At 54.3% G+C, this 20,416-nt stretch carries 19 protein-coding genes and 1 riboswitch; of the genes, 4 read left to right on the top strand and 15 right to left on the bottom strand.

The window, feature by feature from the left end:
* Positions 1-25: 25 nt before the first annotated feature.
* From QP442_RS07440 to QP442_RS07430, 3 genes are all read left to right on the top strand, one after another.
* Positions 26-457 (top strand): FHA domain-containing protein, encoded by a 432-nt coding sequence (locus QP442_RS07440; RefSeq protein WP_040318538.1) that lies wholly within the window; start codon positions 26-28, stop codon positions 455-457.
* Entirely contained in the window at positions 454-1,209 is a 756-nt protein-coding gene (gene ftsR, locus QP442_RS07435; protein ID WP_006681021.1) for a transcriptional regulator FtsR, read from the top strand. Before QP442_RS07440 ends, ftsR begins: the two co-directional genes overlap by 4 nt.
* Positions 1,210-1,339: 130 nt before the next feature.
* Positions 1,340-1,894, top strand: coding sequence for a MerR family transcriptional regulator (locus tag QP442_RS07430; RefSeq protein ID WP_179370357.1), 555 nt, complete (start codon positions 1,340-1,342; stop codon positions 1,892-1,894).
* Between the two features lie 84 nt (positions 1,895-1,978).
* Here the strand turns inward: QP442_RS07430 and QP442_RS07425 are convergent, their stop codons facing one another.
* Together QP442_RS07425 and QP442_RS07420 are read right to left on the bottom strand one after the other, a co-directional pair.
* On the bottom strand, positions 1,979-3,487 hold the full coding sequence (locus tag QP442_RS07425; RefSeq protein WP_285069735.1) for an Hsp70 family protein: 1,509 nt from the start codon (positions 3,485-3,487) through the stop codon (positions 1,979-1,981).
* Between the two features lie 36 nt (positions 3,488-3,523).
* Positions 3,524-4,303 (bottom strand): phosphatase PAP2 family protein, encoded by a 780-nt coding sequence (locus tag QP442_RS07420; RefSeq protein WP_103633746.1) that lies wholly within the window; start codon positions 4,301-4,303, stop codon positions 3,524-3,526.
* A gap of 263 nt (positions 4,304-4,566) precedes the next feature.
* Between QP442_RS07420 and QP442_RS07415 the strand changes: the two genes are divergently transcribed.
* Positions 4,567-4,932, top strand: coding sequence for an RNA polymerase-binding protein RbpA (locus tag QP442_RS07415; protein WP_006681016.1), 366 nt, complete (start codon positions 4,567-4,569; stop codon positions 4,930-4,932).
* A 136-nt stretch (positions 4,933-5,068) separates the two neighbouring features.
* On the opposite strand, the gene lnt is transcribed toward QP442_RS07415, so the two are convergent.
* From lnt to QP442_RS07350, 13 genes are all read right to left on the bottom strand, one after another.
* On the bottom strand, positions 5,069-6,643 hold the full coding sequence (gene lnt / locus QP442_RS07410) for an apolipoprotein N-acyltransferase (protein WP_103633764.1): 1,575 nt from the start codon (positions 6,641-6,643) through the stop codon (positions 5,069-5,071).
* The gene (locus QP442_RS07405) at positions 6,640-9,408 is read right to left on the bottom strand and encodes a DEAD/DEAH box helicase (RefSeq protein WP_285069733.1); all 2,769 of its coding nucleotides are present in this window, start codon (positions 9,406-9,408) and stop codon (positions 6,640-6,642) included. The genes lnt and QP442_RS07405 overlap by 4 nt, the downstream gene beginning before the upstream one ends.
* Positions 9,405-10,382 carry a helix-turn-helix transcriptional regulator gene (locus tag QP442_RS07400; protein WP_103633744.1) on the bottom strand — a complete coding sequence of 326 codons (978 nt, stop codon included), beginning with the start codon at positions 10,380-10,382 and terminating at the stop codon, positions 9,405-9,407. The genes QP442_RS07405 and QP442_RS07400 overlap by 4 nt, the downstream gene beginning before the upstream one ends.
* Positions 10,382-11,311 (bottom strand): helix-turn-helix transcriptional regulator, encoded by a 930-nt coding sequence (locus QP442_RS07395; RefSeq protein WP_181002195.1) that lies wholly within the window; start codon positions 11,309-11,311, stop codon positions 10,382-10,384. Before QP442_RS07395 ends, QP442_RS07400 begins: the two co-directional genes overlap by 1 nt.
* A gap of 40 nt (positions 11,312-11,351) precedes the next feature.
* On the bottom strand, positions 11,352-12,197 hold the full coding sequence (gene hisG / locus QP442_RS07390) for an ATP phosphoribosyltransferase (RefSeq protein WP_006681011.1): 846 nt from the start codon (positions 12,195-12,197) through the stop codon (positions 11,352-11,354).
* A gap of 22 nt (positions 12,198-12,219) precedes the next feature.
* On the bottom strand, positions 12,220-12,483 hold the full coding sequence (locus tag QP442_RS07385) for a phosphoribosyl-ATP diphosphatase (protein ID WP_006681010.1): 264 nt from the start codon (positions 12,481-12,483) through the stop codon (positions 12,220-12,222).
* A gap of 59 nt (positions 12,484-12,542) precedes the next feature.
* Positions 12,543-13,562 (bottom strand): ABC transporter substrate-binding protein, encoded by a 1,020-nt coding sequence (locus QP442_RS07380; RefSeq protein WP_103633742.1) that lies wholly within the window; start codon positions 13,560-13,562, stop codon positions 12,543-12,545.
* A 12-nt stretch (positions 13,563-13,574) separates the two neighbouring features.
* A complete protein-coding gene (locus QP442_RS07375; RefSeq protein WP_103633763.1) occupies positions 13,575-14,348 on the bottom strand; it encodes an ABC transporter permease in 774 nt (257 codons plus the stop codon).
* 69 nt (positions 14,349-14,417) lie between these two features.
* Positions 14,418-14,542, bottom strand: a riboswitch (FMN riboswitch).
* Between the two features lie 93 nt (positions 14,543-14,635).
* Positions 14,636-15,298: a ribulose-phosphate 3-epimerase gene (gene rpe / locus QP442_RS07370; protein WP_103633741.1), complete on the bottom strand. Its 663-nt coding sequence runs from the start codon at positions 15,296-15,298 to the stop codon at positions 14,636-14,638.
* A gap of 21 nt (positions 15,299-15,319) precedes the next feature.
* The gene (locus tag QP442_RS07365) at positions 15,320-16,810 is read right to left on the bottom strand and encodes a transcription antitermination factor NusB (protein ID WP_285069732.1); all 1,491 of its coding nucleotides are present in this window, start codon (positions 16,808-16,810) and stop codon (positions 15,320-15,322) included.
* Entirely contained in the window at positions 16,810-17,754 is a 945-nt protein-coding gene (gene fmt, locus QP442_RS07360; RefSeq protein WP_103633739.1) for a methionyl-tRNA formyltransferase, read from the bottom strand. The genes QP442_RS07365 and fmt overlap by 1 nt, the downstream gene beginning before the upstream one ends.
* Positions 17,755-17,786: 32 nt before the next feature.
* A complete protein-coding gene (locus tag QP442_RS07355; RefSeq protein ID WP_103633738.1) occupies positions 17,787-19,766 on the bottom strand; it encodes a primosomal protein N' in 1,980 nt (659 codons plus the stop codon).
* Positions 19,767-19,812: 46 nt separating this feature from the next.
* Positions 19,813-20,358 (bottom strand): vitamin K epoxide reductase family protein, encoded by a 546-nt coding sequence (locus tag QP442_RS07350; RefSeq protein ID WP_243440785.1) that lies wholly within the window; start codon positions 20,356-20,358, stop codon positions 19,813-19,815.
* Positions 20,359-20,416 lie beyond the last annotated feature (58 nt).

Raw genomic sequence — 20,416 nt, 5'->3', positions numbered from 1 at the left:
AATGCGTCTATCACAGGGGGAGATCATGGAATCCACTAACGATTTCGATCCAACCGCAACTTCCATCTTTGGACTTTCGCCGGTTGAAGAGCAAGTTGATGCTCCTCTTGTGTTGTCTGCACGCGACCAGGAAGCGGTGAATTCACTTCCCGCTGGTTCTGCTCTGCTGATCGTTCAGCGTGGCCCGAACTCGGGTGCTCGTTTCCTTCTCGACAGTGAGGTAACGAATGCTGGTCGTTCCCCGAAATCCGATATTTTCTTAGACGATGTGACCGTTTCCCGTAAGCATTGCCAGTTCAAGGCTGAAGACGGCGGTCATATTGTGCGTGATTCCGGTTCGTTGAACGGCACGTATGTGAATCGGGAGCGCGTTGACTCCATTCGTTTAAACGCTGGCGACGAGGTCCAGATTGGAAAGTATCGCCTGACATACCAGCCTTCGCCCTTGCAAGCATGAGTTCTCAGGCTGCACAGTTCAGCTCTGAGGCTGAACACACGAGTATTACGGGGCCGTGGCCACACGATGCGTCCAGGGACCCGGTTCTTTCGATCGGTAGAGTCGTCGAGGAACTCAAGAAAGAGTTTCCTGCTATCTCTGTGTCGAAGGTTCGCTACCTCGATGACCAGGGGTTGGTCACTCCTGCGCGTACGAAGTCGGGCTATCGCAAGTACTCGCAGACCGATGTGGAACGTATGCGTTATGTTCTGACACAACAGCGCGACTCTTTTACTCCTCTTCGAGTAATCGGTGAGCACCTGCGCGCCCTTGATGCGGGTCATCAGGTTGAAGCAGTCAGGCGGCCTCGTATCGTTTCTTCTGAGGGCGTTAGCGTCACGCCGTCTTCTCCCTATCTGTCGGCTAGGGAACTGACCGATCTGGCCGGCGTCGATATCTCAACGCTGGAACGTTATTCTTCTGCAGGATTGATTGCCCCTGACATTGCGGGCTATTTCCCAGTGCGCTCGTTGCAGATTGTGCGACACGTTGCCACTCTTGAATCCCAAGGATTCGATATTCGTCTGTTGCGTGCAGTGAAACTCAGTGCGGATCGTTGTTCTGACGTGATTGATCAGACTGTTCAATCTACTCGTTCGCGTGGACGTTCATCTGACAATGAACGTTTGAACGCGAAGGTGACTGAATCTGCCGAAATCATTGCTGACCTGCACAGAGAGTTCTTGCGAATCTCTGTTGGTCAGATTCTCTAAGAGGGGATCTCAACCCTCAAGTTCAAGTTGAACTTGAGGCTCGCCGGTCGTGTCATTGACCTTGCGTTCAATAACGCATAGCGTGGTATCACCATCAACTGATACGTCTTTCATTATTGCAGGAGTCCTAGTGAGCGCCGAACCATACGAGGCCGAATCGCGCCAAGCGATGCTCTTCGGTGATCCCCTTGAAGGCATTGACGGTGAAGGCCTTGGATACCGTGGTCCCGTCGCATGTGCAGCTGCTGGCATCACCTACCGCCAGCTCGACTACTGGGCTCGCACTGGTCTCCTTCAGCCTTCCGTTCGTGCCGCACGAGGTTCAGGTTCGCAGCGCCTGTACTCGTTCAAAGACATTCTTGTTTTGAAGATCGTCAAGAAGCTTCTGGATACCGGCGTTTCTCTTCAGCAGGTTCGTCAAGCAGTTTCGCAACTCCAGAACAGGGGAGTGGACGACCTCGCATCCATCACGTTGATGAGTGACGGCGCGTCAGTCTACGAATGCACGTCGACGGATGAGGTGATTGACCTTCTTCAGGGTGGTCAGGGTGTTTTCGGCATTGCCGTTGGTCGCGTGTGGCGCGAGGTTGAAGGCTCTCTTGCTGAGCTTCCTATTGAACGTTTGAGCGACCACGTTGATGAACTGGCAGAACTTCGCAAGCGTAAGCTCCGTTCGATTTCCTAAAGCTTTGCTTTCATAGGTCATCGCCTATGTCAGAGGGGCAGTGATTATTCATCACCGCCCCTCTTTTCGTTGATCGCTTGTCGCTCAGCCCAGGCGCGCAGACCGGGTGTAACCGGTTTCAGTGTCAACAATTTCAACGTCAACGATTCCGTTCTCATCTACTCGGTAGCGTTCCTCGATAAGGTGCCCGATGTCAGTGCGCTCAACCGAAACATGTTTCAGGTCAACGTCTTCACCCTGTAGCACAGGATCAAACGGCATGATGATTTCGCCGGCTGGGCTTACCTGACCGCGCGGAACGCCCTGCTCGTCCACGCTGCGATACTCAACAAAGCGGTAGTAGCCAACGTTGTGGGCAGCCATGTAACGCCGAACAACAAGGGTGTCTTCGCCCGGTGTCCATCGATCATCGGGGGTAAGTAACGGGTCGAAGGAGAGGGATGCGCCCGAATCGTATTCACGGAAGACGCCAAGCCCGCGCGCAAGACGTTCTGACACGGTGTATCCGGCCTGTTCATCGGCCGCAATGGCAAGGCCGATAGCCGTCGAGCCGGCGTTGTGAGTCGAACGATGGACGCGACGACCAAATCGACGACGGAGCACCCTCGAGACTAGTGGGAATTCAGAAGCGCCACCAACAACATAAAGACCGGCAACGTCCTCTGGAATCACGCGTTCGCCACCGTTTTCTGTGGGGGAAAGGAGTGAATTTAAGACCTCCAGTGTGTGTTCAACAAGCGGAGTTGCAGCCTGGTAGTAGTCCTTGACGGAAAACGAGATCGGAATGTCACCAACGGTGACTACAACGTTGCGACTGTTGGGGTTCAGCGATTCTTTAACAACGCGGCATTCTTCGATCAGCGCTTGCCACTCCATATCACTCAGAGAAGCGGGCATCACGTTGGCGTTGCGAAGTGCGACCTGTGCCAGCACCATGTCGAAGTCGTCTCCGCCCAGTAGATTATCGCCGGCGGAATCGAGGACAGTGTGGTCGCGCCCGACTGCTTCGACAAGAGAAGCATCGAAGGTGCCACCGCCCAAGTCGTAAACGAGGACCCGAGTGCGTTTTGCGTTCAAGCTGGAAGCATGGCGGTGGGTGTATTCAAAACCTGCAGCTGAGGGCTCGTTCATCATTTCGATGACGTGCCAACCGGCTGCTTTAAATGCTTCAAGGGTCATAAAACGCTGAGCAGACCACGCATGCGCGGGGATACCGATGACCGCTTCAAGCGGTTCATCGCCTTCGATAACGGCGGATGAATTCTCTCGTACCATACCTGCGACGTACTCCAGGAAGCGAGTAAGAACATCGATGATCAGGAAGTCGCAGTTTCCGAGGCGAAGAGTTGTCCGAGGTGTGACGTCAGGGTCGGATAGAAGGCGCTTGAAAGATCGGATGTGTTCGCCGCCTCCGAGAGCTGCTTCGTGAGCTTCAAAGCCAAAGAGCAAGCCTTTGTCATCCAGAGCAACAACCGAAGGGACGTGGTCAAAGGCGTCACCATCGGGGGAGATGAATGAGATCAGGGGATAGTTGCCTCGATCAACGAGGGCAACGGTTGTGCGGGTGGTGCCAAAATCTACTCCGAACTTCATAGGTTCAAGAGTATCGGCTAGGCCGAATGCCCCCGCTCAGACACCTCGGGCTTCAAGTGATTGACGCTGTGATACTCGAGTAATGATGAGGGTGGTCAGAAGGAAACCAAGTAAGCAGAACACAATGCCACCCACTGCGTCCAGCACGTAGTGATTGGCGGTCGCAAGGATTACCCAGATTGTGTAGAGGGGATGCAGGGCAAGAATTGCTCGGGCTTGCCAGCTCTTAAAGACGAATGTACCTAGAACAATGGCACTCCATACAGCCCATCCCGTGTGCATGGATGGCATCGCAGCATAAGAGTTCGCCAAATAAGAAAAGGCAGTCGAGTATCCAGAGCCAAGCGTTGATTGGGTAGCTACGGCATCGACGTACCCCAGTGAGGGAAAGAATCGCGGAGGAGCCAGGGGATACACCCAATAGGTGATCATTGCGCCACCAGTCATCACGAAGAGTGAGTTGCGAACGAAATCGTAGCGGTCTGGGCGTTTCACCCACACGATGGCCAAGGCTGTGAATGTCACGGCAAAGAATGAAACGGAATAGAAAACCGCTGAAACATTGGCGAGCCACGGGTGGTGGGAGAGCCATGTGTTGAGCGCGAGTTCGACGTTGATCCCGAGATAGTTTTCGAGGCGCAGAATCTGACGCGCATGCCGAACTGCAGCAACTCGCGTAACGGGCGCAATGGCGCACATCAGCGAATAGAGCAGAGCACAGGTTCCGACAAGAGCAATTTCAGGGAGGGGTTTTCGGACATTCGATGAAGCGCCAGAAACGGCGGTCCGCTGATCGGTTTTCAGTGCAACACTCATGTCATCCCTTCCTTTCGCATTCCATAGATGTCCTTACCTATCGTTGTCTACTTTTCTTCCGGTTGCACGGTGGATTCATCGTGGTGTTGGCAACCATTTGTGAGAGGAGTGCATGGAATTGAAGCTGGATCAAAACCCCAACAATTCTGACATAATGTACATTATCGGCTTTAGCTTCGTGTGCGAGAGATCCGCTAGTAATGCAAATGCTGATATCTCCGCTAAAATAGAGTGCTAGCTTCAATGACCTTAAGGAGATCACCATGGCAGATCGCGCGCTCCGAGGAATGCAGATCGGCGCAAAGTCTATGGAGTCTGAAGACGGTGTCGTCTTTGCCGAACGCTACACTGTTTCGTACGTCTGCCCGAACGGTCACGAGTTCGAGGTTCCTCTTGCTAGCGAAGCAACTCCGCCAGCAACTTGGGAATGCCGGTGCGGTAGTTCTGCTGAACTGATTGGCGATGCGCCAGAAGATGAAGAAACAAAGCCCGCCAAGGCTGTTCGCACCCACTGGGATATGCTTCGCGAGCGCCGCAGTCTTGAAGAACTTGAAGTTGTCCTTAACGAACAGCTCACCGCATACCGCGAAGGGCGCCTTCAACCCGAAGGTCACTATCGTAAGGGCTGACACCCCTGGGCTTGGCTTGCTCAACTCAATAAAGCCTCCAGATACTCCTGACTTCCTGAGCGAAGCGAGGAGTATCTGACATAATAATACCCTCTATCGAACGTTTCACGCACAATTTAAAGCATATTTATGCAGGTCAGATCCTATTTTGACGCCTTAGAGAGTTCCAGTTCACCACAGCCTGAATCGACGCATAGAGCAAGGCAAAAACGCCGTACACACCCGTTGCTCCCATAACCATCTGAGCGGGCAACTCCCCCAACTCAGCAGTCTTCGTCATCGACGTCCTCAGAGGCACCGAGTCAGCAAGCCACGCAGCACTGTGAGGATCGGTTGTCGCCTTCATACGACCATCCGGCAAAATCACTGACGACATTCCGGTAGTCGACGCTTGGATCGCTGAACGCGAATACTCCATTGCTCTCAAACGCAGAAGCTGATTCTGCTGGGCAGACTCCGATGAAGATTGGAAATGATAGTTATTCGACGGAGTGACAATGAGCTGTCCACCTGCCATAACACCAGGACCAATCACCGCCGGGTAAGCGGATTCAAAACAAATCCCTACAGCGATCGGAATCGTCCGCGAATCATGGAGATGAACATTCATTAATGCAAGATTATCAGCGGCAGCCATGTCCATATTGATCTGAGCAGCCTGGGTAGCAAGCTTCGAAATCAGCGAACGGAAAGGAATGAATTCTCCAAAAGGAACAGGCTTTTGCTTAGCATAGAGGCTTTCTTCATCGAGTCCCTCGGACTCGTACCAGACGCCCAACCAATTCCAACGCTTGTCATCTTTAACGTTCGCGAAACCGAAGAGCAACGGCGCATGAGCCAACGTGGCCGAAGAATCAACAAGCTGGGCAACCAAACCGGATTCTCTCGGGTCACGATCGGCGCCGGTTTCTCCCCAGATCAGCAGATCGACAGGATCAGACTGAGCCACAAGCTCCTGAGTCATCGCAGAATTGTTCGTTGTGACCTTACCTTCGATACCAAAGGTGTGTGCTCCCGGTAGTTCAACGTCTCCCTGAACAACTCCCACACGAATCGTGCCTGCCTCTTGCGACAAAGGAAGCGGAATCATCCACGCGGCAAAAAATACGCCGAGACTTCCAACAAGCAGAGCCGGCCTCGTGAACCAATGCTCATCGCCCAAATCTGAGCGGAAATAGAACACTCTCCGAAGCGCAACTGCGAGGGCAACGCTCACAAATGACACCACCACTTCCCCACCCCACGGGGCAAGGTGACCAAGTGGTGAATCAACCTGTGGCATCGCGACATTTCCCCACGGAAAACCAGTCCAGGGATAGTGACTACGAAGCTGCTCGACACCCACCCACGTCAATGCATAGACAAAAGGCTGTCCCAACGGAGAATTCACCACTGGAATCGACTGTGACAGACGCGCGATCACTGCCCACAGGCACAACGCAATCACCTGAGTCGTAGCAAGAGCGGCCCACGGTAAATATCCTCCGGTCGCCAGCGTCACCCAGTGAATCAGAGGAAGCCACCAGGAAAAACCAAAAACAACGGTGTTCAGCAGTCCGCGTGAAAGAGTCGAATGATCCACACGTGAAAAATAGAGAGCAAGAGACGGAAAGATCAGCCACCATAACGACAGGGACGGGAAGGCTGCCCACATTCCCACGCCTGCAAGGGCGCTGAGAAAAACATCAACAATCAAAGAAGTATTTTTCATAACACCGACCACGCTACTACGCCGTGAACAAGTTGGTGTCGGGCACGCTTCGCCTGCGACGCCATCGCTTCGTCAGTGTCATGACGCAGCTGATCCAACAGATCCATGACCTGACGAATCCAACGAACGAAGTCGCCACCGAGCATCTCTTCGCCATCGAGCGAGGTTCCCAACGATGCCCCATGAGCCCACGCCAGACACGCTTCCATCATTCCCGAATCAGGCTCAGTTGTCGGTTCAAGTCCGGCTCGCTTCTCAACCTCTGCGACCTTCGCACTTGCTTGAAATGTTGCCTTGAGTGCGCGCGTCAAATTCTTTGAAAGACCAACCGGGAGTGCAGGACGCGCACCATCTTCACGACGCGACTCAAACACACACGTCGACACGATCGCAGCCAATTCCGCGTCATCCAATCCGCTCCACGCTCCGCTTCGCAAACACTCCATGACGATGATGTCGCGCTCGCCAAAGATATGACGTAGACGTTCACCCTGGTCGGTCACAGTATCGCCGTCAAGAAAGCCTAGTTCCTCCAAAACCTGGCATACTCGGTCGAACTTATGGGCAACGGAATGTGTTCGAGAGTCAATGCGTTCGTTCACCGTGCGCAACTCGCGATTAATTCGGGCCCACTGATGCCCTGCACGCGCATGGTGTTCACGTTCAGGACACTGATGAACAGGATGAGCCTTCAGTTGCTTCTCGATCTGGGCGCTCTTGGTCGCATCAAAGTCCGGCGTATCAAGCGGAATCTCAATAGATTTCACCCGAATACGGCGCTTGAGTTCATCAGCGATTTTCATTCGTTCTTTATTCCGACGCACCGCAGATCCGCCGGCAATCTTCATCGACCCCACAACAGCGAAAGAAGATGAGACATCTTTAGCTGACAGCGAATGGAACTTCCCATCCGTGCCAATCAACGTTGTAGAAACGTGCCCGATAGCCGTGTCGGAATGGAACGCAACCACCGCGTACAGGCTACGACGACCAGATCCATAACGAATGATTGTTCCTGGCTGACAGGTCGCCAACGCCACACGATTTGCACTGCGTTTTTCGGCAGCCCTCAGCTTAGATTCGGACTTCTGGGCAAGAACAAGATCGTCACGAAGCGCAAAATACTCGCGCGCATCTCCGCGATCACATTCCATATCCTGCTCGAACTTGGCACGCTGGCGTGCGAGCGCACGGGCATGCTGTGCAAGTTCAACGACCCCGCCATCGGCTTGGAACTGAGCGAACGATGTTTCAAGCACATCACGCGTGGCAGCCCGCGACGAATGGTGAAGCAGGTTCACAACCATGTTGTAGGTCGGAGTGAAAGCACTGATCAGTGGGTATGTTCGTTTAGAGGCAAGAGCATTGACCTCTTCAGGAGTAACTTGGCCACGGTGAAGAACAATTGCATGTCCCTCGGTATCGATGCCACGCCTACCAGCACGACCCGACAATTGGGTGTACTCCCCCGGTGTCAGCTGAACGTGGGCAGCTCCATTCCATTTGCGCAACGACTCGATGACGACACTGCGAGCCGGCATATTGATGCCTAGAGCAAGCGTCTCAGTCGCATACACCATTTTGATCAAACCGCGCGTGAAGAGCTTTTCTACTGTCTCTTTCTGAATGGGAAGAAGACCCGCGTGATGCGCTGCGATTCCACGTTCTAGTGCCTCACCCCACGCATTAATCCCTAAGACATGACAGTCTTGTGCACCAACCTGAGTTTTTACCTCATCAACCGCTGTCGCAATCTGCTTCTGCTCTTCTTTATTGGTCAGCCAAATTCCCGCGCGAACAACCTGGGTGACAGCGTCTTCACACCCTGCCCGAGAAAAAACAAACGTGATCGTCGGTAATAGGCCAGCTCGATCCAGCTCAATCAAAGTCGACGGACGCGACTCGCGTGGAGGTCTGACACGAGCAGTTTCATGCCAATTCCTTCCACCTCGTCCCATTCTCCCAGGATTCGACGGACCGATAGCCGAACGTAGCTCCGGGTTGATTCGCGTTGATTCGCCCTTCTTCGATGGCGAATACAAGTCATAGAGATGTCGCCCGACCAACATGTGCTGATACAGCGGGACAGGACGATGCTCGGAAACAACAACCCGGCATCCTCCACGAACATGACCGATCCACGTACCGAATTCCTCAGCGTTCGAAACGGTTGCCGATAGAGCGACAATCTTTTGCTCAGCGGGAAGATGGATAATCACTTCTTCCCACACGGGGCCACGGAAGCGATCCGCTAGGTAGTGCACCTCGTCGAGCACAACCGAATCAAGATCCGATAGATCCGCGCCCGCATAAATCATGTTCCGAAGAACCTCAGTCGTCATCACAACGATTGGCGCGTGAGAGTTGATCGACGTATCACCGGTCAAAAGACCAACAGTGTCTTCACCGAAGCGACGACGTAGATCCGAAAACTTCTGATTAGATAACGCCTTAATCGGAGTTGTATAAAAGCTTCTTTTTCCCTTCTGGAGAGCAAGGTACGTCGCGAATTCACCCACAACCGTCTTACCAGCACCAGTTGGAGCAGCAACTAAGACTGACTGTCCAGCTTCGAGAGCATCCATCGCTTCGATCTGGAAATCATCAGCCTGAAAATCGAGGGTCTCGCACCATGCGTAACGCATGGTGCGTTGGATGTGCTGATCCTTCTTAAACGCCTGCATTCGCTGGGCCGGACTCAGCTGCTCAACAGGCTGTGGTTCCCCGGAAGCTTTGCTTGCCTGACGCCTTCTTTTTGGGCTCACAATGTCTCCACGCTGTCTAGAACCTCGTCCCATGATGCCTTCATCTGACGCGCAACTTCACCCGCTTGCACGAGCGAGTCCTGCGGGGCGGATTCAAGGGACTCTGAAATATCAATAAGCAACGTCAAAAACCACTGTCGGCTCCAGATCGGAATCAACAGTTCGGTCAATTTATCGTTGACTTGACGACTGATTACCTGCGGGTATTCGTCTGCTACCCAACGCCCATTGGGGCCAACAACCAGTTGTTGTGTCTCAAGTGGTTGTTGGTTGTCACGCAGTCTATTGGGTGACTTCCGCCGGGCATTCTTACGCGACATATTGATTTCGAGGTCGCTCATCCGGTCAACAGCGAACGTTCTCCACTCATCGTGGATCATGCACCAGCCAAGAAGCATCCAGCCGGTTCCTTCCAAATGAAGTTCACGAGGTTCCACTTCGCGACGCTGAGTCGCCCCATTCGCTGAGGTATAGGTGAACACAACCGGTCTGCGAAGCCCGATGGCACGGTCAAGAAGAGCAAAGGCATTCTGACACTGGTGATCCCGGTGATGAAGCAGAATCTGCTCATCACCACGCTCCCCAACCAGCTGGCCAATCTTGTCCAGAACGGCGGGAATACGCTCGACAAGGTCTCGGGAAAGAACACTCGACAGAGACTCAAGACCGATACGAATCGCCAACGCTTCGCTTGGAGTAAGGCCCGGTAGCTGATTGGCGTCAATATGCGACATCAGCTGGACAAGACCTGAGTCGTGAAGAAGATCAATATCAACCCAGAAACGACCGTCGAAATCGAACGTGTCATCATCAGCTACTGACAGGGTATTCAAATCGCGAAGCATCTTGTCTCGCGTTCCACCAAACTGGCGGACCACATCGTCGAGTGGCACAGGTTCGAAATATGCATTCGTTGCAAGCCAATCACGAATCGCGAGCAGGCGAACAAGCGCGTCAGTAGATCGTGCTCCCATCACTGAACTCCCCACGACGAGGCCCTGTCAATTCGGGCATAGATCTCATCCCTCAAATCGTGGGGAGCAAGAACAACAACATCTTCACCTTCGGTGAGAACGCGCGTCATCCACGTATGACGGGAAGCTCGCAGCCCGACGGCTTCGCACCAACCATCTGTTATCAGGCGCCCTGTCAGTTGGACGTAGGCGCGAATCGCAAGCGATGCGTCATCGCGAATTGCAAGAAGAGGCTCTATTTCTAGAAGAGTGAAGGGATCTGCCGGGATCTCGGGAAGCTCCAGTGCGTCGAAAGAGTCGCCAATAATTTCAATCTCGGAAGCAATCCGCGACAGCTTGAACAAACGCGGTGCGTACCTATCCATATCAAAACCCCATAAGTACATGGAGTTCGAGCGCATCACAAGCTTTCGGGGAGCAACGCTACGTCGGAACGAATCCGATTCAGACGTGTAGTCAAAGCTGACAAAGCGCCCATGCGTGATTGCTTCGCTCAGCGCACAAATCACATCGCTGTGATCAAGGCCGATATTCACGTGAGAAAAAGACGTTTCAGGCGGATCCATCGAAAGCGCTAGCTTTTTTAGTGCCGTCGTATTCGCGTCATCGTCCCACACTTTGATTGCCATCGAAATGAGCCGTGACTCGCTGGCATCAAAACGAACGTTCTCTCCTTGGAACTGAGCCGAAGCTTTCGGATCAATTTCATAAGTGAAATCAGGATTCGTTCCCCGCATTGTCAGTGCGATACCGATGGAGTGAAGAGTTTCTTTATCGTCTTGGAATTGGCCCTCGAAGTTATCGTGAGTCAGTCCTTGATACTGAAGAACCTGTTCCTGAATCTCCCGCTTAGACAGTGGGCGTCCAGAATGCCTCAGACAATTCAATAAGGCAAGCAACCGAGCATCGCGCGAGCTGTCATTTCCCATAGGCATAAGCCTACTGATGCTCGCGAGCAAAAGCCCTGTTCTAGAGACGAGAGGCACGCAATTCGGTGACGATAATTCCTCGGGCTCCAGCCTCGTGAAGCTGATCCATAATCGGATTCACTTGGTGTGCTTCCACCATCACGCGAACCGCTCGCCACGCAGAATCCTGCAATGGAGAAACAGTCGGAGAGTCAAAGCCAGGCGCAATAGCGATCGCCGCATCAAGAGCAGACTCGCGAACGTTGTAGTCAACAATCACATACTTGCGAGCAACCTGAACACCTTCGAGGCGCTTGACCAGCGTTGCCAGCGCCGGATCGTCAACGACATCGGGACGTGTGATCAGAACAGCTTCTGACTTCGCCAAAGGCTCACCAAACACCTCAAGGCCGGCAGCCTTCAGGGTTGAGCCGGTTTCGACGACGTCAGCAATCAGGTCAGCAACACCCAGGCGCACCGAGGACTCCACTGCCCCATCAAGGTGAACGACCTCAGCATCCACACCACGCTCATCAAGATATGACTTCACCAGATGGTCATATGACGCAGCAACGCGCTTACCGTTGATCTGTTCAATCGAGGTAATCGTGCCGGTAGGAGCTGCAAAACGGAACGTTGAACGAGCAAAACCCAACGGGAAATGCTCGATTGCTTGAGTCTGAGAGTCAAGCAGCAGATCGCGACCGGTGATACCCGCTTGAATGGAGCCTCGTCCCACATAGACCGCGATGTCTCGCGGACGCAGGAAGAAGAGTTCGACATCATTCAGGGTGTCGGTAAGAACAAGCTCACGACCGTGGCGACGAGTGTTGTAGCCAGCCTCAGAAAGCAGACGAACAGCAGGGTCAGACAGTGAGCCCTTATTGGGCACAGCAATGCGAAGCATGGAGATCCTTCAACGAAAATGCTTAGAGTTTCTTGTAAATGTCGTCGAGGGTCAGGCCCTTGGCAATCATCATGACCTGCGCATGGTAGAAGAGCTGCGAGATCTCAAGAGCGAGATCGTCAAGAGTCTCGTATTCGGCAGCCATCCACACTTCGCCGGCTTCTTCGATGATCTTCTTTCCGATCGCATGGATGCCCTTGTCCAGTTCAGCAACAGTCCCAGAACCCTCGGGGCGGGTCTGAGCCTTTTCGGACAGTTCGGCAAAGAGATCTTCAAAAGTAGCCATGGCCTGACTTTACGACGCCTCGGACAACAAATGAAACCCTATCCGCCTAGCGGACAGCCTTATTCATTCACATACTCGTTAGTAGCAGCCAAAGAAGCATCGGGCTTCTGAGAGACGACACCCGGCACAGAGCCCAAGAACTCTGCCATCATCTCCCAGCGATCAAGATCCTGCCTCGCCACAGCCGGGCCGCCAGCGTTCATCATCAGAGGAATTGTCGCCTGAAGCACTGCCATCGCATTAGACTTCGAGGTCTCGTCGCTGAGAGTCTCATCCCACGCCATCGTGACGTCAAGGGCATGGTCGGGATCATCAATCACCGAGTTAATACCAGCAGTTGTTGCGCTGACAACCGCTGACGCAAGTTCAGGGTTTGCCTCAGCCCACTGACGGGTCGTGATGATCGACGCCGCGACAAGAGGCGTCTGCGATTCCAAACTAATGGCCCTGACATCCATGCCCGACTGGAGCATCTGAACCAGGTCATTATTCGCAAAACCGAGGACAGCATCCACTTCACCTTGAGCAAGAGCAGCTCGTTGCGTGTAGCCAATCGACGCAATCTCGACATCCTTCTCGCTCAAGCCACCCTGTAAGATAGCCGAGAGGGTCGCATACCAGTTCGACCCATACTCACCGGGAATACCGATGCTGTGTCCTTTAAGGTCCGACAGAGTGTGGATCTCAGAATCCGCTGGAACAATCACAACGCCGGGGTACTGACGGTAATAGGTACCAATCGACACCAGATCCATCCCGGAATCACGCGCCACCATTGCCTCGTCACCCGAAGCAATCACAACGTCTTCTTCACCGGAAATGAGGGCCGTAAACAGTCCCTCATCGGAACCGTGGTGACGAATCGTCACATCCACCCCAGCATTCGAATACAAGCTGTCATCATGGGCGACATACACGGGAGAGAACTGCACGTTCGGAATATAAGTGAGACCAACGGTCACTGCGTGTGACGCCGACGCACCAGACTCAGCGGTCGAAGGATCGGGAGCACATGCTCCCACACATGTAACGCCGAATAGGGCGAAAGCCACGATAGATGCGCGAAGACGAACAGACATGAGGAACCACTTTCATTGCGAGATCATGTAACGATGCGAGCGCTCAATGCGATACACGAGGATGTATATCGCTGTTGCCATCACACACAAGAGTCCAATCGTGACGAACATTCCTGCCGTATCAACGTTTGAACGTGCCTGTGTAAGAACCTGCCCCAAGCCATTGCCACCCATCACCATTTCGCCAACAACTGCGCCAGTCACCGAAAGAGTAAAACCGTTTCGGACACCGCCAAGGACCGCGGGGGCCGCAAGAGGAAGCTCCATCGAAATCACCATCGTTAAGCCCGACGCTCCATCCACCTGGGCGGCCTCGAGAATCTCAGAATCGAGATGTCGTAGACCCACCACCGTAGAGACGAGAATCGGGAAGAAAACGAGAAGCGCACAGAGTGCAGTGATCGACCAAAAACCGTAGCCGATCCACAAGACAAGAAGTGGTGCGAGAGCAATAGCAGGAAGCGCCTGCGTAGCTCCAAGGAAGGGTTCGACCGCAGCACTGACAAGTGGCGAACGATAGATGAGATACGCCAGCGGCAGTGCGACAAGGGCGCCAAGAACGGACCCCGCAATCGCCTCCCCCGACGTCACAAGCGTTTTATTCCAGAACGACGACCCTGTTGCAAGCGTCAATGCACGCTGCCACGTTTGTGCAGGTGACGGTAGACGCCACGACTCGATGCCCGAAAAGGATACGGTCACCCACCACATTCCAAGTAGGAAGAGCAGGAAGACGACAGGTGCAATGAGCGTCACCGTACGCGAAGCGCGTTTGCGATGTGCCACGACCCTAGCCTTTCTGGCATCCGGGTGCGTCGCGAGGCAAGCAACACGGCACAGAACGTCCGTCTGCTTGACGCGCTCCTCCCATCCGGACTTTCACCGTCGGTATCGGAATTACACCGATTCAGCCACCTGATAGCAGGCGGGTCGCGGACTTTCACCGCCGGCTCGGACTTTCACCGACCCCGGAGCTTCCTCAATCATGCCACGAACGCGTCCAAAGCGCGAAAATAAAAACCGGTGTGTGGTCTTACAAATTACGACCACACACCGGTTGGAAGCTCAACAAATCAGTGGCAGTGATGCAATGCGAGCTCGCGGAGTGCTGCGACCTCTGCATACGCGTCTTCTGCACGGAACACGGCAGAACCGGCAACAAAGTTGTCTGCGCCCGCTTCAGCTGCCAGTTCGATGGTCTGACGAGAAACACCACCGTCAACCTGAATCGAAACCTCAAGACCAGAAGCATTGATCGCTTCGCGGGTACGGCGGATCTTCGGGATCATCGAGTCAATAAACGACTGACCACCAAAACCAGGTTCCACAGTCATCACGAGGATCATGTCGAAATCCGACAGAATGTCCACGAACGGAGCGATATCGGTTGCGGGACGAAGCGCCAGACCGACCTTTGAACCGATGCGGTGGAGCTCGCGTGCAAGGCGGAGCGGAGCTGCCGCAGCTTCAGCGTGGAACGTGACTGAATGACAACCAGCTTCCGCATATGCGGGCGCCCAACGATCAGGGTCTTCGATCATCAGGTGTGCATCAACAGGAAGGATCTTCGATGCGATGACGGACTCGACAACGGGCAGGCCCCACGACAAGTTCGGAACAAAATGGTTGTCCATCACGTCAACGTGAGCAACGTCCGCGCTGGAAATCTTCGTGAGTTCGCCGCGCAGATCGCCGATATCGCAGTTAAGAATCGAAGGAGAAATAGTTGGTTTCATGATCCCTATGATACGTGGTGATTAGCGCGCTGATGTGGGCTTTTCGACCTTTTTCATCGCTGCAATAAACATCAAATCCGTACCGTTACGGTGTTCCCACAGTTGGAGGGTGCGACCGGGGTATTTCTTGATACGACCAGCAGCGTCAGGGACGTTGAGAGACTCCGGTGCAAGTGCTTCGCCAAGTGCAACTGTATCGAGAAGCTCTACTTTCCCAGTTTTCAGTAGCTTCTCCACCTGAGCAAGCGTTTCGTCGACGTGCGGAGAGCAGGTGATATACGTCAGGATTCCGCCTTCGCGAACAAGTTCGAGACCGCGTGCCAACAGTTCCGCCTGCAAATCGACGAGGCCGCCAACATCTGCTTGCGTGCGCCTCCATCGTGATTCGGGGCGGCGCCTCATTGACCCCATGCCTGAGCAGGGAGCATCGATCACAACTCGGTCGAAGCTTCCAAGAGGCCACTGGCTCTTGCCCCCGCCGAAGGTACGACCATCGGACGAGACGACCTCAACGCTGTCAAGCTGGCGACACGCGCGTTCTACGAGGCGAGCACGGTGAGGATGGACCTCGTTTGCAATCAGTGTGGCTCCTTGAAGAGCGCCGATCGATGCGAGCATCGATGCTTTGCCACCCGGTCCTGCGCACAGGTCGAGCCAGCACTCGTCTTTGCCTTCAATCGGGGCAGTAGCAGCGATCATTGCGCCAAGCTGGGATCCTTCGTCTTGGACACCGGCGCGCCCTGAGCGGATCGAATCGAGACTACCCGGATCACCGTGTTCGAGAAGAACCGCGCAATCACTGACATCGCCTGGGGCGACGCGAGTTCCCAACACTGATTCAGCTTCATCAGCCAGATCGATTGCTTCGATCAGACCTGGGCGCGCAACGAGGGTCACCAGCGGAGGCTGGTTGTCGCCGGCTAGCAGGTCATCTAATTCGCTAGCCTCGAAGCCATGGCTAATGAGGGCGTCTTCGAAGGCATCGACCATCCAGAGCGGATGCGAAAACTCAATGGAACGACGTTCGTTCGGGTCGCTGATCTGGGCGATTGCATCTTCGATTGCTCCAGGAGTTTCACGAGTGATTGAACGCAAAACCGCATTCACCATTCGCGTTGGCCCCTCGGTCAGGTAGTGGCGAGCGAGATCAACGGTGGAAGCAACTGCCGCATGGTCGGCAACGCGCATATTCAGAAGCTGATGGGCTCCCAGGCGCAGGAGGACTCGAACGGGGGTATCGACCTTATCGATGGGCCTGGTCAGATAGCGTCCCAAAACCCAGTCGAGACGTCCCTGGGCTCGCAGGCTTCCATTGACAAGTTCGGAGGTAAAAGCAGCGTCGCGCGAGTCCAGGCGCTCATGTGAACGCGCGTCACGCAACGCCTTCGTTAGCGCGATGTTGGCAAAGGCATCTTCAGTTTCAACTGCCATGAGCACGTCAAAAGCAATGCGCCTAGGCGTATCGACATCCTGAAGTTTGCGATATCCATCGGAGTAACGACGGGTTGCCATCAGTTTTCCTCCATCGTGCCAAGCACTGCGTCTTCTGAAAGCCGGGCTCCCCTAGCCCATGCGGCAGCGTCCATCCAGCCTTTACCTGCCGGAGCTACCTGTCCAAGGCGAACGATTCCGTCCTGGCAGCCGACTTCAACGCTCTTCTTCGTTACTCGAATATGACCGGGTTCAAGATCATCGCCCTCTACGACTGTTACCGCGGCTAGTTTCAATCGCTTTGAGTCTGGAAGAAGCGTCCACGCGCCCGGGTTGGGGCTAAGACCAAGAATCTGCCGGTCAGTTGCCTGAGCAGACGAACGAAAATCAACGAACCCGTCGCTGGAGCTCAGTTGACGTGCGTGGCTTGCCCGCGGATCATCTTCGTTTTGAGGCACAGCTTGTGCGGTTCCATTCGCAATCGAGTCAACCACATCCACAACTTGTGGAGCGCCGAGAATTGCCATGCGTTCAAGTAATTCGCCCGCTGTTTCATGCGTGATGTCGACCGGAATCGAGGAATAAACAGGCCCGGTATCAAGACCTTTTTCAAGTTGGAAAACACTGGAAGCCGTAGTGGTATCCCCGCTGATCAGTGCCCATTGAACGGGAGCAGCCCCGCGCCACCGCGGAAGAGACGAGAAGTGGAGATTGATCCACCCATGAGTAGGCATGTCCAGAACGGAGCAAGGAATGAGTGCGCCGTATGCGACAACGACACCAAGATCGGGGCGTAGTGACTCGACTTGGTTGCATACCTTAGGGTCTTTAAACGAAGACGCTTCAATCACAGGTAGGCCGTGTTCACGTGCGAACTGCGCAACTGGACTGGGGTGTAGCGTGCGCCCACGACCCACTCTGGCAGGTGGACGGGTAATGACACCGACGACCTCATGAGTAGACTCGACAAGACGCTCAAGCGTCGGGATAGCGGGAGCTGGAGTTCCAGCGAAAACAATACGCACGAGGATCAGTCTAACGAACGAAAGGAATCGCTTTAGAAAAGCTCTGGCGGATTGACCGTGATCTTCACGGTAGGAAGCTTGTGGGCACTGCGATATTGCAGGAGCTTCTTCAGTGTGACTAACACTTCGGGAAGCTGGTCACGTTCAACGCTGACCAAGGAGCGCACAATAGGTAACGTCCCTTCCTTCACCGCCTGATACGTGTACTCACCCAGGAGTTCGCCACCGGAGGACTCGGCAACTCCGAGAGAGTCTTTGCGTTGTCCGTCGATCGCGATCACGGTTTTTGCAGGGAAGAATCCGTTGGCTTTGCGGTCTTCAAGCAGATCGTGAGCAAATGAAACAGGGTTATAGCGAATAAGAGCCTGTGCCATGGAAGGCGTGATACCACCACAAATGAGGGCACTTGCTTCGGGGCGAGCGAGTGCCAACGCGTTGAACCACCGGCGCATTGCTTCTTGAGGGGCCCATAGTTCTGGTCGACCAGCAATCGCTTGGGCATCCAAGATCACCACAGCGTGATACCCACCTTCAGCCAGCGGTTCACTACCGGGGGTTGCGACGACAACCTGTGGTTTATGACTGATCGTGCGGGTCAACGCATTGCTTGATGATGAAACCAAGACTGACGCCGTCGGCATTGCGCGGGCGAGTTCTTCTCCCGTTCGTTCAGAGCCGATGCGTGCGTGTCGTAACCGCGTTCCTGCGCACGTTGGGCACTGCCATCCCGACGTGGGTCGGTGACACCATGAACACGAAATGGTGTCCTGGTCTGATTTCTCTAGTGGCCCGTGACAATGATGGCAACGCGCAACACTCCTGCATTGGGAGCATGAAACAACAGGAACATATCCAGCATGAGCGACCTGAACTAACACTGGGCCGGTGGCAAGACCCGTGCGGATAGTGGCAAGAGCAGCTGAGGGAATGCGCATTGCTCCACTGGGGCCTTCCCTCTCGATGTAGGCATCATCAACAACGCGGACGGTTGGGACAAGTGCGCGTTTCTTTGAACCATCTTCCATTAAGGAAACGGCCCAACCGGATTCAACAAGTGCTTGTGCTTTAACAGAACGCGAGAAAGAGGCGATAAGAAGCGAACAGTGTTCTTCGGCGCATCGTGCCATTGCAATGTCGAGTGCATCCGCACGCGGTGCTCGCTGTTCGACAAGACGGTCATCGCTGTCATCCCAAATGACAATGAGACCGAGATTCTTCAACGGCGTCCAGATACTTGAACGAGTACCGACGACGATGCCAAGTTCACCTGCCATCGCTTGGAGGTGCGTCAGATATCGGTCTTCCGCGGATGTCTGCGTTGTCATCAGTGCAGCTGGAACCCCAAGGCGGGTCTGGATCAGCCTATACAGCTGCGATGCCTGCCAGTGTGTGGGCGCGACGATGATGGCTCCACGGTGTGCGGCGGCGTTGGCCTGAATACAGTCCACGAGGCGCTCATCACGCGTTGGCCCCAAAGCTGTCCAGACGCTGCGGACTGGATCACCATGAGACAGGTGAGCAAGAAGCGTACATCCCACGGGATTGTCGTGCCAGGCTCCCCCATCTGCATCAGTGTCTACATTCCACTCAAGCTGTTGGCTTTCGTCCTGTGCTAAGAATGATTTTTCGGCACCCACATGACGCTGTGGAAGTGCAAGCGAGAGTGCTTGTGAGAGCGTTGCTACCTGGCGGTCTGCGATCTTCCGAGCCACTTTCGCAATCGAAGGCGAAAGGACGGGCAGGCGCGAGATAACTTTATCGATCGGACTTAAACGATGTTCGGGGACCTCGGTTCTGACGCTGAGGACCCAACCGGTGACGCTTCTTCCGGCAAGATGAACCTTTACGGCAACGCCTGGAACAACCGAATCGGCGAGCTCTGGAACGATTGCATAGTCCAGCGGGCGATCAAGGTGTGGGACATCAACATCCACGCACACGCTAGCAATAGCCTGCGCGGTGGCGACCTGCTCTAAGCCAAAAAGAACGTCGCTGTTACCTTGAATAACCATGGCTCTATTGCACCATGAGCCATGGAGGAATTGAACTGCACATCGGTTAGCCGAGCAGAGCTACCCCGTACCTGGCTACGACCATCGCGATCAGGATGAACAGCAACAATCCCCAGAACGACCAGTCATACCCCAAGGTCACACTGCGTTTCAACCACGCAGGCGCCGGAAGAACACCTTCGCGGATATTAATCCGTGTCAAGCCCGCAAAGACAAGGGTTGTTGTCACGGTGATCGCCAAACACCACGGGCAAAGCACGTGGATCACGAAAAAAGACTGGCTGAAAAGCCAGTACGCGAAGAACAATGCGATTGTGTACAGCACATTGGCACACGCCATGTACCAGCGGGAAAACTTCACTCCGCTAAACAAAGCGACCGAAATGGCAAGAACTACCGCTTCGAAAAAGATTCCTAGGAATGCGTTCGGGAACCCCAGGATACGAGCTTGAGGCGTCTGCGCCACCGTGGAACATGACAGGACCGATGAAACATCACAAGCGAATGTCTTCGCTGAATCGGCAGCTAACTGCCATGCTTCAATCGAAAGGACGAAAGAAGCGTAAAGCCCAATCAGCCCAGAAATGATCATCTCTACTGTTGTTCGTCGTCGCCATTTCAAGTCAAATGACGAATCGGTGGAGGCGGCC

The organism is Pauljensenia sp. UMB1177, assembly GCF_030217965.1.
Classification (GTDB): Bacteria; Actinomycetota; Actinomycetes; order Actinomycetales; family Actinomycetaceae; genus Pauljensenia; species Pauljensenia turicensis_A.
This window is presented reverse-complemented; position numbering and strand designations above follow the sequence as displayed.